Source organism: Pseudomonas sp. NY15437 (assembly GCF_048068435.1).
In the GTDB taxonomy this organism is placed as follows: domain Bacteria; phylum Pseudomonadota; class Gammaproteobacteria; order Pseudomonadales; family Pseudomonadaceae; genus Pseudomonas; species Pseudomonas nitroreducens_B.
The window spans coordinates 437,288-452,260 of sequence record NZ_JBLUQC010000002.1 but is presented as its reverse complement, the minus strand read 5'-3'; the positions used below and the strand labels follow the sequence as shown (position 1 = coordinate 452,260).

At 66.6% G+C, this 14,973-nt stretch carries 15 protein-coding genes; 6 read left to right on the top strand and 9 right to left on the bottom strand.

From position 1 onward, the window contains the following. Positions 1–12: 12 nt before the first annotated feature. Positions 13–1,788, top strand: a complete 1,776-nt coding sequence (locus ACNFIA_RS06140) for a pilus assembly protein TadG-related protein (protein WP_416783467.1) — start codon at positions 13–15, stop codon at positions 1,786–1,788. Between the two features lie 24 nt (positions 1,789–1,812). Here the strand turns inward: ACNFIA_RS06140 and ACNFIA_RS06135 are convergent, their stop codons facing one another. Continuing rightward, the gene (locus ACNFIA_RS06135) at positions 1,813–2,646 is read right to left on the bottom strand and encodes a response regulator transcription factor (protein WP_259759444.1); all 834 of its coding nucleotides are present in this window, start codon (positions 2,644–2,646) and stop codon (positions 1,813–1,815) included. Positions 2,647–2,795: 149 nt separating this feature from the next. After that, complete coding sequence (locus tag ACNFIA_RS06130) at positions 2,796–3,275, bottom strand: prepilin peptidase (protein ID WP_416783465.1); 480 nt, start codon at positions 3,273–3,275, stop codon at positions 2,796–2,798. A 180-nt stretch (positions 3,276–3,455) separates the two neighbouring features. Between ACNFIA_RS06130 and ACNFIA_RS06125 the strand changes: the two genes are divergently transcribed. Continuing rightward, complete coding sequence (locus tag ACNFIA_RS06125; RefSeq protein ID WP_416783462.1) at positions 3,456–3,926, top strand: TadE/TadG family type IV pilus assembly protein; 471 nt, start codon at positions 3,456–3,458, stop codon at positions 3,924–3,926. Between the two features lie 9 nt (positions 3,927–3,935). Then, positions 3,936–6,716, top strand: coding sequence for an ATP-binding protein (locus tag ACNFIA_RS06120; protein ID WP_416783460.1), 2,781 nt, complete (start codon positions 3,936–3,938; stop codon positions 6,714–6,716). Between the two features lie 75 nt (positions 6,717–6,791). On the opposite strand, the gene ACNFIA_RS06115 is transcribed toward ACNFIA_RS06120, so the two are convergent. The 3 genes from ACNFIA_RS06115 to ACNFIA_RS06105 form a co-directional block, all read right to left on the bottom strand. Then, positions 6,792–8,264, bottom strand: a complete 1,473-nt coding sequence (locus ACNFIA_RS06115) for an inorganic phosphate transporter (protein ID WP_416783459.1) — start codon at positions 8,262–8,264, stop codon at positions 6,792–6,794. A gap of 285 nt (positions 8,265–8,549) precedes the next feature. Then, a complete protein-coding gene (locus tag ACNFIA_RS06110; protein ID WP_259759449.1) occupies positions 8,550–8,765 on the bottom strand; it encodes a hypothetical protein in 216 nt (71 codons plus the stop codon). Between the two features lie 209 nt (positions 8,766–8,974). Beyond that, complete coding sequence (locus ACNFIA_RS06105; RefSeq protein ID WP_259759450.1) at positions 8,975–10,051, bottom strand: sigma-54 interaction domain-containing protein; 1,077 nt, start codon at positions 10,049–10,051, stop codon at positions 8,975–8,977. A 224-nt stretch (positions 10,052–10,275) separates the two neighbouring features. On the opposite strand from ACNFIA_RS06105, the gene ACNFIA_RS06100 reads away from it, so the two are divergent. Next, on the top strand, positions 10,276–10,584 hold the full coding sequence (locus ACNFIA_RS06100; RefSeq protein WP_259759451.1) for a PsiF family protein: 309 nt from the start codon (positions 10,276–10,278) through the stop codon (positions 10,582–10,584). Positions 10,585–10,839: 255 nt separating this feature from the next. Here ACNFIA_RS06100 and ACNFIA_RS06095 read toward each other — a convergent pair whose 3' ends face one another. The 3 genes from ACNFIA_RS06095 to dmeF form a co-directional block, all read right to left on the bottom strand. Then, positions 10,840–10,974, bottom strand: coding sequence for a hypothetical protein (locus ACNFIA_RS06095; protein WP_017519380.1), 135 nt, complete (start codon positions 10,972–10,974; stop codon positions 10,840–10,842). A 78-nt stretch (positions 10,975–11,052) separates the two neighbouring features. Continuing rightward, the gene (locus ACNFIA_RS06090) at positions 11,053–11,982 is read right to left on the bottom strand and encodes a pseudouridine synthase (protein WP_416783457.1); all 930 of its coding nucleotides are present in this window, start codon (positions 11,980–11,982) and stop codon (positions 11,053–11,055) included. Positions 11,983–12,063: 81 nt separating this feature from the next. Then, positions 12,064–13,017, bottom strand: coding sequence for a CDF family Co(II)/Ni(II) efflux transporter DmeF (gene dmeF, locus ACNFIA_RS06085; RefSeq protein WP_416783455.1), 954 nt, complete (start codon positions 13,015–13,017; stop codon positions 12,064–12,066). 60 nt (positions 13,018–13,077) lie between these two features. Here dmeF and ACNFIA_RS06080 point away from each other — a divergent pair, with 60 nt between their 5' ends. Continuing rightward, a complete protein-coding gene (locus ACNFIA_RS06080; RefSeq protein ID WP_259759454.1) occupies positions 13,078–13,353 on the top strand; it encodes a metal/formaldehyde-sensitive transcriptional repressor in 276 nt (91 codons plus the stop codon). Positions 13,354–13,369: 16 nt separating this feature from the next. Here ACNFIA_RS06080 and ACNFIA_RS06075 read toward each other — a convergent pair whose 3' ends face one another. Beyond that, positions 13,370–13,600, bottom strand: a complete 231-nt coding sequence (locus ACNFIA_RS06075) for a DUF2789 domain-containing protein (protein ID WP_416783453.1) — start codon at positions 13,598–13,600, stop codon at positions 13,370–13,372. A gap of 167 nt (positions 13,601–13,767) precedes the next feature. On the opposite strand from ACNFIA_RS06075, the gene ACNFIA_RS06070 reads away from it, so the two are divergent. Further along, positions 13,768–14,970, top strand: a complete 1,203-nt coding sequence (locus ACNFIA_RS06070) for an MFS transporter (protein WP_416783451.1) — start codon at positions 13,768–13,770, stop codon at positions 14,968–14,970. Positions 14,971–14,973 lie beyond the last annotated feature (3 nt).

Sequence of the window (14,973 nt, the reverse complement as noted above, 5' to 3'; positions counted from 1 at the left end):
CCGGAGGCTGCCATGGGACGTGAACGGCAGCGAGGCGCAATCGGCGTGATGGCGGCGGCTACGCTGCTGCTGGCGCTGATCTGCCTGGCGCTGGTGGTCGACACCGGGCGCCTGTACTTCGAACAGCGCAAACTGCAGCGCGTGGCGGACATGGCGGCGCTGGAGGCGGCGAGCCAGGGCGGCATGTGCGGCTCGCAACTGGCCACCGACATCCAGGGCTACGTCACGGCCAGCGCGGCGAAGAACGGCTTCGTGCCCGGCGCTGGCGATACGCTGGTGGGCACGCTGGGCACCGTCAGCTTCGCGGCCGGTTACGGCAGTGCCCAATCCCAGCGGGTGTTCAACGCCGGCGGCGACCTGGCCGACTCCGTTCGGGTACAGGCCACCCATAGCGTGCCGTCGAGCCTGGTGCTCAACGTCGCCAGCTTGTTCAGCGGCGCGTCGAGTACCACGGTGCTCAACGCCCAGGCGGTGGCGCGCCGCCCGGCGTTGGCCGGGATTTCCGCCGGCAGCGGCGTGCTTAGCCTGGATTCGAGCAACTCACCCTTGCTCAATGCGTTGCTCGGCGGCCTGCTGGGCACCTCGCTCAACCTGGACGTGGTGACCTACCAGGGCATCGCCGGGGCCAATGTTTCGCTGCTCGCCCTCAGCCAGCAACTCAAGGCGGCGGGAGTGAACCTGGAACTGGGCAAGATCGACAGTCTCCTGGGTGCCAATGTCACCGCCGCGCAGTTGTTGCAGGCCATGGTCAACGCCGCGGATGCCTCACAGCTGGCCGGGGTGAACACGGCGCTGCTGCGCACGGCGCTGGCGACCATCAACGTGCCGACCGCGCAGCTGACCCTGGGGCAGATTCTCAGCGTGGTGGCGCCGGACAGCGTGCGCGACACGGCGCTCAGTGCCGGGGTCAATATGCTCGACCTGCTGATGGCCACGGCGCTGGTGGCGAACAAGAGCAACGCAGTCACCATTCCCACCCAGAAGCTCGCCGTGCCCGGCCTGCTGACGCAGAGCCTGACCCTCTCGGTGATCAATCCCCCGCAGATTGCCATTGGCTATCCGGGCAAGAACAGCGATGGCAGTTGGCGGACGCAGGCGCACTCATCGCAGATCGACCTGACGATCAAGGCCAGCGTGGACCTGCTCAACCTGGGCCTGGTGAAGTCCGATGTGACGCTGGTGGCGTCCGTCGCGCCGGGGTCAGCTGCGCTGGAGAGCATTCAGTGCGGCGGTGTCGGCAAGCCGGTGAAAGTAGGCGTTCAGGCGCAGCCGGGCATCGCGTCGCTGAGACTTGCCGCCTCGGCCGGCGTGATCAATCTCGGATCGGGCTATCTGGCCAAGGTCGACATCACCACGCCGTCGGGGCCAGTGACGATCGCCACCACCAGCCCGACCGAGCTGACCTTCACCGTGACCGGTCCCCGCGATCTGCCCAGTGCCGTCCAGCGAGCGCAAAGCCCTCTTGGCGCCTCCCTGGGCGCAGGGCTGGCGAGCCTGAGCAACGGACTGAATATCGACGTAACGCTGGGCTCGCAGGGATTGCTATGCAACCCGTTGCTGGGGTGGCTGTTGTGCGACCTGGGCAAGCTGGTGGATAGAGTCGCCGGAGCTGTGATCAACTCTGCTACCGACCTGGAGAAGCTTCTGACCAAGGCCCTGGCGGACCTGGTGACGGCGCTGGGCAACGCGCTGATCGACCCGCTGCTCAAGCTCCTGGGCATCCAGACTGGCATCCTCGACGTCCGCCTCATCGACCTCCAGACCGGCGGCGCAGAGCTGCTGATCTGAAGGTCGGCCGAGCCGCTGCCGGGGTCAGTGCACCGCGCTGCTCTGCGAAGCGGTGGGGGAAATGGCGAGGGCGAGCTGGGTGCGGTTGTGCATGTGCATCAGCCGCAGCACCTGCGAGACGTAGAGCTTGACGGTGTTCTCGGTGATGCCCAGGTCGTAGGCGATCTGGTAGTTGGTCAGCCCCTTGCTCACCAGGCGCGCCACGGCCTGCTGGCGCGGCGACAGCTTGTTGAACAGCGGGTTGTTGACCACCGGGGTCATCTGCTCGGCGTTGCTCGGCGCGGCGCTGGCCGGAGCTTCCGGCTGCTCCTGCTTGAGCGCGCTGTTGCTGGCCGGTTGGCCGCCGCCATGGACCTCGTACTTGATCTTGTGGATATCCCGCGAGATCGAGTTGAGCGACTCGGCCAGGTACTCCAGCCGCTGGTTCACATGGCTGAGGCTGAGCTGGCTGCGGATGCGCTCGTGCAGTCGGCTCTCCAGGCGCTCCAGCCCCTTGAGCAGGTCCATCGGCGCCACCGGCTTCTGGTAGTAATCGGCAACGCCTACGCGCATGGCCTCGATGACTTCCTGGCTGCCCTGCTGGCCGGTGAGGATGATGGTCTCGAAGAAGCGCGCCGAGCCGGCCACCTCCTTGAGCGCCTCCACCACGCGGATGCCGTTGTCCCGACCCAGGCCCAGGTCGCAGACCACCAGGCCGATCGAGGCATCGTCGCGGAACCGTTGCAGCGCGCTGTCCTTGCTGTCGCTGATGACGCAGCGATAGCCGCTGTTTTCCAGCAGTTCGGAGACCTCGGAAGTAACCTGGGGCTCGTCATCGATGACCAGCACGCTGAAACGGCGATTGGCCGTTTTTTCCATGACTGCACGCTCCTTGAAAAGACCTTTTCCATTGTTGTTATCGTCCGGCCGTTCAAATACCGCAGCCGGATCGTCCTATCAGCCGATAGGTGGTATTAACCCTTAGCATATAGTCGTTAAGTTTGGACTCCGCCAATCTGCGGAATCATTTAACGGATGAATGAAAGGGTCGCCAGAAGACCGACGAACAAGGCGAACACGAACGGAAATGACTTGAACTTTGACGGTTGCAGTCTCGCTAATTGCGATTGGCAATTAGCAGGCAACTTATCCGAATCAATCAAAAGTTTGCTGGCGAACATCGCCACCACGCAAAACACGCTGGCCAGCGCCAGGGTGTACAGCACGGTGCGGGGGTCGCTGGCCAGGGCGAGGGCGGCCAGCGCCTTCACATCGGCCGCGCCCAGGCGACTCAGCAGGTAGCCCGGCACGCTCAGCGCCAGCGCCAGCGCCAGGCCGATCAGCACGACCGCGGGCGGGTAACCGGTCAGGCTATGGCCGCTGGCGCACAACCACAGGCCTGCCGCCAGCGCACCCCCGAGGGTCAGCCAATTACTGACCCGCAGGCTGCGCAGATCCTGGTAGGCGCCCATCGCGAAACAGGCCAGCAGCAGAAGTTTGGCGAACATGGGGAATGTCCTTATTCCGGGAAGGGGAATTAATACTGTTGCCGCGAACTCGTTTATTCGCCGACAGAATCTAGTATTGATGCAGGGGCGCCAATAGCGAATCGGTACTTTGGCAGCGGTAACGCCTGCCGATAACTTACCGAGAGTGCAACTGTCGAAAAAGTTCGAGGCGTAGTGCACATGAAAGGAAGCAGAAGTTCGCGCCGCCAACACGGCGCGGTGGCTATCGAGTTCGCCGCGGTATTTGTCCTGTTCTTCGCTGTGCTCTATGGCCTGCTCGGTTATTGCGTGCCGCTGCTGATGCTGCAGGCCTTCAACGACGCGGCCGCGGCTGGGGCACGGGTGGCCGTTTCGGTGAATCCGCAGGCCGCCGGGGGCTACAACGCCGCGCTGAAGGCGGCCGTGGACAGCGCCGTGACCCAGCGCCTGAGCTGGATGCCGACCAGCTGGCGCAACGGCTGCTACGGCGGGCAGTTCATGGATACGCCGGTCACCGAAACCATTTCCGGTCGCGATTACACCCGCGTGCGGGTCTGCATCAGCTATCCCTACGCCACGTCGCCCATCGTGCCGTTGCTCACGCTGCCGGGTATCGGCACCGTGCCGCGCCTGCCCGACGTGCTCAGCGGCACCGCCAGCGTTCTGCTGTGAGGCGGCTGCATGTTCGATTTCTGGCGCACGCGCTCCACCGACCAACCCGAACCGGCGGACACCCCGCCACCCAGCCGACCGCTGGCCGCGCGCCGGCGCCCGGCGCTGCCCGCCGAGGAGGTGGCTGAGCCAGTCATCACCGGCCACTGGGACCTGTGGCTGGAGCTGGACAGCCGCGATCGGGTCATCGCCCGGGGTGGCAGCGTGGCGCACCGGCTGCTGCCGCCCACGCCGGGCAACGGCGAGCCGCCGGGCCTTGGCGACTATCTGGAGCGGCGCATGCCCGGCGGCATGCACGTCTCCAGCCTGCGCGGCGGCGAGCGGCTCGACCTGGTGCTGCGCAGCAGCGGCGACCTGCCGCTGGTCTGCCGCTTCCAGGCCGTCCTGCAGGCCAACGAACATTGCCTGTTACTGGGTACCGACATCTCCGACCTGAACTGGCAGTCCGACAGCCAGCAGCACAAGCTGCAATGCCTGAACCTCAGCAAACTGCTGCTGGCGCGCCTGCGCCATAGTTCGCAACGCCGCCTGGGCGAAGCGGTGGGCGAGGTGCTGGAAGCTTTCTGCAGCAATTTCCACATGCGCAGCATGGCCCTGCTGCTGGAGGCGCCGGACCAGAGCCTGCGGGTGTTTGCCTGCTACGTGCAGCCCGGCTTCGACAGCCTGCTGCGGGAAAACCTGGCGCTGCCGGGCGACGAGTTGCGTGCCGCCAGCGGCGCCAGCCTGCTCGGGGCGGACAACAGCCCGTCCGAGCTGCTGCGCGTGCTGTGCTGCGACCAGCTCTACCTGATCCCTGCGCCGGTGCGGGGAGGCCGCCTCGCCGGCCTGCTCGCCGAGCCGATGGAGCACGGCAGCCCCTGGCCGGGGCTGGCGCCCAGCGATTGGCAGTACCTGGCGGAAATCCTCACCAACCTCGTTCACGAGCGCACCGAATTGCACAGCCTGCGCGACAGCAGCCGCCGCCTGAACCTGCTGCAGGACATGGTCGGCGGCGGCTGGTGGCGGCTGCGGGTGGACGAGGGCGTATTCGAGCTCTCGCCAGCGGTGGCCACCAGCCTCGGCTTGCCGGCCGGGCAACTGCAACTGGCACTCGACGACCTGCTCGGCCAGTTGCACCCGGCCGATGCCGATGAACTCAGCCTGCGCCTGCGCAACCTGCAACCCGGCGGGCGGCTGGTGCAGGATCTGCGCCTGCGCGGCACGGCGCCCACCCAGACGCGGCGCTGGCTGCGCTTGCAGGGCCGGCGCCAGGCCCGGGCGGGCGACCAGCTCATGGACGGGGTGCTGCTGGACATCAGCGAAGGCAAGTTGCAGGAAGAACAGGCGCTGGCCGCCCACGCACGCTTGCGCAACCTCATCGACAGCGCGCCGGTGGTGATCTACGTACAGCGCGTGGAGGAGGGCCACCTGATCCCCGAGTTCTACAGCGAGAGCGCCGGCAACCTGCTCGGCCTCGACCTGCAGGGACAGAACTGGCAGGCGCTGGCCGAGCGCGTGCACCCCGAGGACCTGGAAACCTTCCTCGACCGTGGCCGCGAACTGCTGCGCGAAGGTCGCGTGCGCACCGAATACCGCCTGCGCGACAGCGCCGGTGAATGGCACTGGCTGTACGACGAAGCCAAGCTGCTGCGCGACATCCAGGGCATCCCGCAGGAGGCGGTCGGCCTCTGGCTGGACGTCACCGAGCAACACCTGGCCGCCCTGCAGATTGCCGAAAGCGAGGAGCGCTACCGCGTGCTGGTGGAAGATTCCCCCGCGCTGATCTGCCGCTACAACCCCGACCTGCAACTGACCTTCATCAACCACACCTTCGCCCAGGTGCTGGGCGAGCCGGTGGACGCGCTGCTCGGCCGGCGGCTGGACGAGTGGCTCTCGCCGCAGGACTGCAGCGCCCTGCGCGCCCGCCTGGTGGGCGGCGGCCAGGGCGCGGCGGACGACTCCTGGGAGCTGCGCTTCTGCCTGCCCGGCCAGCGCAACCTCTGGCTGATCTGGTCGGACCGTCCGCTGCTGGATGCCCAGGGCCAACTCGTCGAAGTCCAGGCCGTGGGCCGCGACAACACCGCCGTGCGCCACGCCCAGCAGCAGTTGGCCCAGGGCGCGAAGATGGCCAGCCTGGGCGAGATGGTCAGCGGCATGGCCCACGAGATGAAGCAGCCGCTGCACGTCATGCGCATGTCGCTGTACAACGCCCGGCAGAAGCTCGGCGAGCCGGAGTACCTGAAGGACAAGCTGGAACGCGCCGACGCGCAGATCGACCGGCTCTCGCGGGTGATCAGCCACATGGGCGTGTTCAGTCGCAAGTCGGAGCTGGAGGCGGCGCCCTTCGACCCCTACGACGCCTGCGAGGGCGCCGTCGCGCTACTGGGGGAAAGCCTGACGCAGCAGGGCATCACCCTGGAATGCCGGCCGCCGGCGCAGCGGGTGGTGGTGCGCGGCTACGCCGACCAGCTCGAACAGGTGCTGATCAACCTGCTGGCCAACGCCCGCGATGCGCTGCTCGGGCGCGGCGACGAGGGGGCGCGCTGGGTCGGCGTATCGCAGGAACCCTGCACCGATCCCGGCTGGGTCGAGCTGCATGTGCGCGACAACGCGGGCGGCATCGACCCGGCGGTGATGGAGCGGATCTTCGAGGCGTTCTTCACCACCAAGCCGATCGGCAAGGGCACCGGCCTGGGCCTCTCGGTGAGCCACGACCTGATCCGCAACATGGGCGGCAGCCTGTCTGTGGATAACTTCAAGGGCGGCGCGCGCTTCGTCATCCGCCTGCCGCGCCAGCCCGTGACGCTCTGAGCCTCCTGCAATCGAAGACCCGGAAATGAAAAACGCCTGCGGAGGCAGGCGTTTTTCGTGGCGCGCGGCGCGGACTCAGCCGACGAAGCGCGAGGACAACCAGAACAGCCCGGCGGCCAGCGCGATCGAGACCGGCAGGGTCAGTACCCAGGCCATGAGGATGTTGCGGATGGTGCTGCCTTGCAGGCCGCTGCGGTTCGCCACCATGGTGCCCGCCACGCCCGAGGACAACACGTGGGTCGTGGACACCGGCAGGCTGTAGATGTTGGCCATGCCGATGGCGGCGGTCGCGGTGAGCTGCGCGGCGATGCCCTGGGCATAGGTCATGCCCTGCTTGCCGATCTTCTCGCCGACGGTGAGCACCACGCGCTTCCAGCCGACCATGGTGCCGATGCCCAGCGCCAGGGCCACCGCGATGATCACCCAGAAGGGCGCGTACTCGGTGGTGCTGGTCAGGTCCTTGCGCAGCTTCTCGAGGTCCGCCTTCTCGCGCGACGGCAGGTCGGACAGCTTGCCGACCTTCTTCGCGGTGTCGTCCAGGCACAGCAGGTAGCGGCGCACCTGCACGCGCTCGTCGTCGTTCAGGTCGGTGTAGCTGGAGACGCCATGCAGGTCCTTGAGCAGGCCCTTGAGGGTCGCCTCGGTCTGCTTCGGCTCGCAGCGGTACAGGTCCGGCAGGTCGGCTTCGCTGGCCTTGCCCAGGGCGAGCATGTCGCCGAGGGTGTCGGAATGACGGTTGTAGAACTGTTGCAGGTGGACGGCGGCGTCGCGGGTGCGCTCGATCTGGTAGGTGGTGCTGTTCAGGTCGAGGACGAACTTGGCCGGGACGATGCCGATCAGCACCAGCATGATCAGGCCGATGCCTTTCTGGCCATCGTTGGAGCCGTGCACGAAGCTCACGGTCATCGCCGAGATCACCAGCACCAGGCGGTTCCAGAACGGCGGGTGCTTCTTCTCGTCGACGTCGCGGCGGGTTTCCGGCGTCTTGTGCATCTTCGACAGCGGGTACAGCCACTTCAGGCCGATCAGCAGGGCGCCGGCGACGAGGAAGCCGGCCAGCGGCGAGAAGATCAGCGACAGGCCGATGTCGATGGCCTTGCCCCAGTTGATCCCGTCGGCCACCGGAACGCCGGTGATCAGCGCGTTGGCCAGGCCAACGCCGAGGATCGAACCGATCAGGGTGTGCGAACTGGAGGCGGGGATCCCGAAGTACCAGGTGCCCAGGTTCCAGGTGATGGCGGCGGCGAGCAGCGAGAACACCATGGCCAGGCCGTGGCCGGTGTTCACATTGATCAGCAGTTCCACCGGCAGCAGGTGGACGATCGCGTAGGCGACGCCGACGCCGCCGAGCAACACGCCGAGGAAGTTGAAGATGCCGGAGAGGATCACCGCGCGGTACGGGGACATGGCCTTGGTGTAGATGACCGTGGCCACCGCGTTGGCGGTGTCGTGGAAGCCGTTGATGAACTCGAAGGCCAGGACGAACGTGAGCGCCAGCACCAGGCTGACACCCACCCAGACATCGAGTCCGCTGAAGAGATCGAACATGAAAATTCTATGACCGGTCGGAGACGGGGCGGCGATTATGCCAGAAGCTTGGAGCACCGTATTTAGCCTGAAACGGTTTCTCCAATTTGCGCGACGCCTCGTCGCACGGCGCTTTCAGGCAGGGTGGAAAAAGTTTGCAATGCTTCCACGCGGGCCGCCGGCCCATCGGATGAGTGTTTGCAGGCCAACTGGCGGGCTCCCCCACGGAGCGCTGCTCGCCCATCGCTTCAAGATTTTTCCGCCGTATTTGCGGGCAAATCCTTCAGCCTGGGGTCGTACCTGCGATTAAAGGGAAGCGGCTTCCTGATCCTTTTTCAGTCGTTCTTCTTCGATTCTTTCCAGTTCCCGGTCGAAGGCCTTGTCCTGCACGCTGGGTCGCTTGCGCCAGGGCTTTCTTTCGGGTTCGGGCTGGGCGGCATAAAGGGTCACTTCGCCGCCCTGTTCATCCTTGAAACGTTGCTCCTGGCGCTCAAGTTCCGCGCGCAGTTCGTCTTTGGTCACGATGGTTCCTGATGACTGTGAATCTGATGACTTGAAACGCTGACGATGGGCCGTGCACTGGCGATCGGCACCCTGGCAGTGTAGACGCTCGGGTGCGCGGGCGTGCCGGCGATAAATGCGGCGCGGATTATAACCTTTGGCGGGGGGAGGCCGGGCGAGGACCGCCGACGGACGGTTTGGGCCCAGGGCTGGCGCGCCCTGGACCTGCCTCAGCCGGTGCGGCTGAGGTTCAGTTCGCCGATCTTCTCCAGCCGCGCGCGGACGATGTTGCGGCTGATGCCCAGCAGACGACCGGTCTGCAACTGGTTGCCATGGCAGAAGTGATAGGCGGTGCGGAACAGCACTTCCTCGACATGCTCGTAGAGGTCGGGCTTGTTGCTTTCGAACAGCTCCAGCAATGCCTGTTCCAGGGTCGCCTCCACCCGCGGGGCGAGGGCGTGGGGGAAGGCTTCGTGGCGCAGCGCATCATGGCGCGGGGCCGACGGCAGTTCGGCCAACTGCAGGTCGCCTGGCTGCACCTGCTGGTTGCGGCAGACCAGCAGGGCATGGTGAATGGCGTTCTCCAGTTCGCGGATGTTGCCCGGCCAGGTGTGGCCCAGCAGCTTGCGCTCGGCCTCGGGGCTGAGCGAGGCGCGGTTGTAGCCCAGGCGCTGGCAGTGCTCCTCGAGGAAGAATTCGGCCAGCGGCAGGATGTCGCCGGGGCGCTCGCGCAGCGGCGGCAGGCGGATGGTGGCGACGTGCAGGCGGTAGAACAGGTCCTCGCGGAAGTGCCCGGCCACGACGGCGTCGGCCAGGTTGACGTTGGTCGCGGCGACCACCCGTACGTTGATCGGCACCGGCGTGCGCGAGCCCAGGCGCACCACCTCGCGCTCCTGCAGCACACGCAGCAGCTTCACCTGCATGTTCAGCGGCAGGTCGCCGATCTCGTCGAGGAACAGCGTGCCGCCGTTGGCCGCTTCGAACCAGCCGGCCTTGCTGCTGGTGGCGCCGGTGTAGGCGCCTTTCTCATGGCCGAACAGCTCGCTTTCCACCAGCGTCTCGGAGAATGCGCCGCAGTTGACCGCCACGAACGGCGCGGTGCTGCGTCGGCTGAGCTTGTGGATATGGCGCGCCACCAGCTCCTTGCCGGTGCCGGTCTCGCCGATGATCAGCGCATTGGCCTCGCTGGGGGCAAGGCGTTCGATGCGGTTGAGCAGTTCCTGCGAGCGCGGGTCCTTGAACACCAGCACCGTGGCGCGGACCGACTTGGTTTGCTCGCGGGCATTGGGAAGGGTCAAGAGCGACATGGCAGATTCCTGGCGGACCGAAAGAAGGGGCAGCGCCATACTGCGACATTTTAGTTATTTCAAAAAATTATCAATTCGAATTTATATATAACAGTTTTGTTTTCATGCCCGTGGAAACCGTCACGGACTTCATGCCCGGCGCCGCCGCGTTGCGTCACAGCCCTCGCGAATGCTGGGCTGCAAGCTACGCTCAGAGTGGCAATTCCATCCTGGGAGACCACTCCATGACCACCGTTCGGATTCCGCTGCTCGTCCTCGCTCTGCTGTTCTCGGCGCAAGGCTTCGCCGCCACCGCCGCGCAGACCGCGCAGCAGGAGAAGATGAAAACCTGTAACGCCGACGCCACCACCAAGGCGCTCAAGGGCGACGACCGCAAGGCGTTCATGAGCACCTGCCTGAAGGCTGGCGGCGGCGACACCAAGGCGATGACGCCTCAGCAGGAGAAGATGAAGACCTGCAACGCCGATGCGACCAAGAAGGCGCTCAAGGGCGATGAACGCAAGGCGTTCATGAGCACCTGCCTGAAGAAGTGAGGATGGAGCGCGGCAGGGCCGCGCGGGATACGAAAAAGGGCAGCCACGGCTGCCCTTTTTTGTGTTTGAAGGTTCGCGAGCAAGCTCGCTCCTACGGATCGAATCCAGCGCGCGCTCGCTCGTCGTAGAAGCGAGCTTGCTGGCGAACCGTGGTGAGCCCTTACAACCCGGAAAACACCAGCCAGGCCGCGGCCAGGGCGTAGAGGACGATCGCCGCATCCATGCGTAGCGCGGGCGGGAGTCGCCGCACCAGGTTCATTTCTTGGCCACCGCGGACCAGAAGCCCTGGGCGTTGCGGAAGGGCTGGCGGGCCATCTGTTCGGGACGGGTGATGCCGTCGGCACGCAGGGCGTTGACGAGGGCGGAAAAGGACTTGGCGCTGTAGCTCATGACTGGCTCCCGGTGCTTGCTCTCCTTGGGGTGGAGCTATGAAAACACCCGGGCCACTATCGACGGAAATGGATCGCCTTAAGGGTGACCATCGATGAAATTGATGGAAGGCCAGGTCAGCTCCAGCTGGCTGGTGAACTGCCGCGCTTGGCCAGTGACCGGGTCGATGAACGCCAGCTGCCGGGCCAGCAGCTTCAGCGGCTTGTCGAAGTCTTCCGGCGGACGCTCGCCGCGCGGCGGCAGCGTCGGGTAGAGCGGATCGAAGCACAGCGCCGCGCCCAGGCCGGACATGTGCACGCGCAACTGGTGGCGCTTGCCGGACACCGGGTGCAGCCCGTAGCGCCAGAGCTCGCCGCGCCGCTCCAGCACCTCGATGCGGGTTTCGCTGTTGGGCGTGCCGTCCACTTCCCGCATGCGGATGAACGGGTCGCCCTCGACCATCCGCGAACGGTGCACCAGGGGAAACTCCCTGTGCGGCAGGGCCGGCGCGATGGCCTCGTACAGCTTGTCGATGCGCCGCTCGCGGAACAGCGCCTGGTAGGCGTCGCGGTTGTCCGGCTTGGCGGAGAACAGCACCAGGCCGGCCGTGAGCCGGTCGATGCGGTGCAGCGGCACCAGCAACGGGTTGTCCAGGCGGCGGGCCAGGCGGGCGAGGAGGGTTTCCTCGACGTACTGCCCCGACGGCGTCACCGGCAGGAAATGCGGCTTGTCCGCCACCACCAGGTGTTCGTCGGCATACAGGATGCTTTCCCGGAAGGGGATCGGCGCTTCCTGCGCCACTTCGCGGAAGTAATGGATGCGCAGTGCTTCGCGGTAGGGATGTTCGGGGCCGATGGGCTGGCCGTCGCTGCCGAGCACCTTGCCCCGCGCCATGCGGTCCAGCCAGGTATCGCGGCTGATCGCCGGGAAGCGCGCGCACAGGCAATCCAGCACGGTCGCCCAAGGGCCGGCCGGCAGGTGCAGGGTGCTGGCGCGTTGCTGGGCGGCGGAGAAGTGCGGGCTGGACATCGTCGGGGCAACCGGGGTTCGACAGGCTGCGCATTAGGCCGCAGCGGCGGCCGTGCGTCAAAGCCGGCGCGACCTCCGGCGTCAGGTCGTGGTGGGGTTGATCTCCACGGTGATGTGCGCCAGCTCCTCGTGGACCTGCAGGCGCTGGCGCACCAGTTCCGGCGTCAGCTCGTTGCTGCTGGCCAGGCTGAGGATGCAGGCGTAGCTCGACTTGCCCACGCGCCACAGGTGCAGGTCGGTGATGCGCGCCGGTTGCGGCAGCGCGGCGACCACCTCGCGGATTTCCTCCACCACCGGGTCGTTCATCTCCGCATCCAGCAGCACCCGGCCGCTCTGCTTGAGCAAGCCGACCGACCAGACGGCCACCAGCACCGCGCCCACCATGCCCATCAGCGGGTCGAGCCAGGCGGCGCCCCAGATCAGGCCGCCGATCAGGGCGATGATGGCCGCCACCGAGGTGGCCGCGTCCGCGAGCACATGGAGGTAGGCGGCACGCAGGTTCAGGTCGTGGTCATGATCATGGCCATGATGGTGGCCGTGGTCGTGATCATGGTGGTGATCGTGGCCATGATGGTGGTGCTCGCCGCGCAGCAGCCAGGCGCAGGCCAGGTTCACCAGCAGGCCGACGACCGCGATGGCGATGGCTTGCTGGTAATGGATCGGCGACGGGGAGAGCAGCCGGGCGACGGACTCGAACATCATCAGCGCCGCCACGCCCAGCAGCAGGATGGCGCTGGTGTAGCTGGCGAGGATCTCGATCTTGAAGGTGCCGAAGGCGAACCGCGCATCACCCTTGAAGCGCCGCGCGGCCACATAGGCGAAGAACGCCAGGCCCAGCGCCAGGGCGTGGGAGCTCATGTGCCAGCCGTCGGCCAGCAGCGCCATGGAGTTGAAGATCCAGCCGCCGGCGATCTCCACCACCATCATCACCACGGTCAGCAGCGCGGCGCGCAGGGTGTTGCGTTCGGCCAGGGGATTGCCTTCGTGGAACTGATGGTCGTGGCGACCGTCTTGCGGGTGGGCGGCGTGCTGCATGATGATGGTCCGTAGAATCGGTCTGGATACTATACCTCAGTATACCTTTGGAGTTTTGACGTGGGACATACCATCAAGGATCAGAAGAAGCTGCTGACCCGGGTGCGGCGCATCAAGGGCCAGAGCGAGGCGCTGGAGCGGGCGCTGGAGGCGGGCAGCGAATGCACGGCGATCCTGCAGCAGATCGCCGCCATCCGCGGTGCGGTGAACGGCCTGATGGCCGAGGTGCTCGAAGGCCACCTGCGCGACCACCTGGGCGCCGAGGACCGCACTGCGGAGCAGCGCCACGAGGACCTGGAGCAGGTCATGGGCGTGCTGCGCTCCTACCTGAAGTAAACCGGCGGATCGCCGCTCAGCGGGACAGGCGCACCGCCAGTTCGTCGACGTCTTCGGCCCAGTCCGAATCCTGTTGCCATGCCTCGCGCAGGAACTGCGCCTGGGCGGGGTTCCAGAACGGTGCGTCAGGCAGCTTCTGGCCTTCGGCCAGGCGGTGGCCGGCGAGGAAGGCATCGATCTCGCTGCGGCCGTCGGGCAGGCCCAGTTGCTTGAACAGGTTGGCCAGGGTGTGCGGCGTGGTGTCCATCGGGGGCTCCTTCACAGGCTGGGCACGCCGGCATGGCGTGCGGCAGTGCAACAACTATAGGAGCCAGCGCCGCCGGGCAGGGCACAGATTGGCAAGCGGGGCGGAAATAGATAGCCTGCTTTCAATCGTCCCGTTACCCGCTCCGCCACCCACCGTCAGGCCCGTCCATGAGCTCATCCGAGCAGCGAACCGCCTCCGTCACCCTGCGCATCCTCGCGACCGTCTTCTTCACCTTTGTCCTGTTCCTGAGCATCGGCCTGCTGTTGCCGGTGCTGCCCGGCTTCGTCCACGACAGCCTGGGCTACTCCACGGTCGTGGCCGGGGCGGTGATCGGCCTGCAGTACATCGCCACCCTGGTCTCCCGCCCCTTGGCCGGCCACGTGGCCGATACCTACGGCGCCAAGCGCGCCGTGCTGTACGGCCTGGGTGTGCTGGGCGCCGGCGGCGCGCTGGTGCTGGCGTCCACCAGCGTCGGCGCGGTGACCTGGCTGAGCCTTGCGCTGCTGCTTTTCAGCCGCCTGCTGTTCGGCCTGGCGCAGGGGCTGCTGGGAATCGGCACGGCGAGCTGGGGGATTGCCCTGGTCGGCACGCAGAACACCGCCAAGGTGATTTCCTGGAACGGCATCGTCAGCTACGGCGGCATCGCCATCGGCGCGCCGCTGGGGGTGGCCATGTCCGGCTCGCTGGGACTGTGGAGCCTGGGGGCGAGCATCCTCGCGCTCACTGCGCTGGGCTGGTTGGCGGCCCGAGGCCGGGACGAGGTGCCGACCATCCCTGGCACGCGCATGGCCTTCCACGCCGTGCTCGGCCGCGTGCTGCCCTACGGCATGTGCGTGATGCTGGGCTCCATCGGCTTCGGTACCCTGGCGACCTTCATCACCCTGTATTACGGCAGCCAGGGCTGGGCGAACCCGGCCTGGTGCCTGACGGCGTTCGGCGTCTGCTTCGTCGGCGCGCGGCTGATCTTTTCCGGCATGGTCAATCGCTTCGGCGGGTTTGCCGTCGCGGTGGTCTGCCTCGGGGTGGAAGTGTGTGGCCTGCTGCTGCTCTGGCAGGCGCCGGGGCCGGGGTTTGCGCTCCTGGGAGCGGCGCTGACGGGCTGCGGCCTGTCGTTGGTCTATCCGTCGCTGGGCGTCGAGGCGGTGCTGCGCATCCCGGCCAGCAGCCGCAGCGCGGGCCTGGGCGCCTACGCGCTGTTCTTCGACCTGGCGATGGGCGTTGCCGGCCCGCTGATGGGCCTGGTCGCCGCCCGCCACGGTTATGCATCGATCTTCCTCGCCGCAGCGGGCCTGGCGCTGTGCGGCTTCGTCATCTGCTTCGGCCTGCTGCGCTTCACCCGGCAGCGGCACGAGGAACTGCCCAAGGATTGAGGG

What these genes read in the sequence shown, in the direction of transcription:
- ACNFIA_RS06140 (WP_416783467.1), top strand. Translation starts at nt 13, where the DNA reads ATGGGACGTGAACGGCAGCGAGGCGCAATCGGCGTGATGGCGGCGGCT.
- ACNFIA_RS06135 (WP_259759444.1), bottom strand. Translation starts at nt 2,646, where the DNA reads ATGGAAAAAACGGCCAATCGCCGTTTCAGCGTGCTGGTCATCGATGAC.
- ACNFIA_RS06130 (WP_416783465.1), bottom strand. Translation starts at nt 3,275, where the DNA reads ATGTTCGCCAAACTTCTGCTGCTGGCCTGTTTCGCGATGGGCGCCTAC.
- ACNFIA_RS06125 (WP_416783462.1), top strand. Translation starts at nt 3,456, where the DNA reads ATGAAAGGAAGCAGAAGTTCGCGCCGCCAACACGGCGCGGTGGCTATC.
- ACNFIA_RS06120 (WP_416783460.1), top strand. Translation starts at nt 3,936, where the DNA reads ATGTTCGATTTCTGGCGCACGCGCTCCACCGACCAACCCGAACCGGCG.
- ACNFIA_RS06115 (WP_416783459.1), bottom strand. Translation starts at nt 8,264, where the DNA reads ATGTTCGATCTCTTCAGCGGACTCGATGTCTGGGTGGGTGTCAGCCTG.
- ACNFIA_RS06105 (WP_259759450.1), bottom strand. Translation starts at nt 10,051, where the DNA reads ATGTCGCTCTTGACCCTTCCCAATGCCCGCGAGCAAACCAAGTCGGTC.
- ACNFIA_RS06100 (WP_259759451.1), top strand. Translation starts at nt 10,276, where the DNA reads ATGACCACCGTTCGGATTCCGCTGCTCGTCCTCGCTCTGCTGTTCTCG.
- ACNFIA_RS06095 (WP_017519380.1), bottom strand. Translation starts at nt 10,974, where the DNA reads ATGAGCTACAGCGCCAAGTCCTTTTCCGCCCTCGTCAACGCCCTGCGT.
- ACNFIA_RS06090 (WP_416783457.1), bottom strand. Translation starts at nt 11,982, where the DNA reads ATGTCCAGCCCGCACTTCTCCGCCGCCCAGCAACGCGCCAGCACCCTG.
- dmeF (WP_416783455.1), bottom strand. Translation starts at nt 13,017, where the DNA reads ATGCAGCACGCCGCCCACCCGCAAGACGGTCGCCACGACCATCAGTTC.
- ACNFIA_RS06075 (WP_416783453.1), bottom strand. Translation starts at nt 13,600, where the DNA reads ATGGACACCACGCCGCACACCCTGGCCAACCTGTTCAAGCAACTGGGC.
- ACNFIA_RS06070 (WP_416783451.1), top strand. Translation starts at nt 13,768, where the DNA reads ATGAGCTCATCCGAGCAGCGAACCGCCTCCGTCACCCTGCGCATCCTC.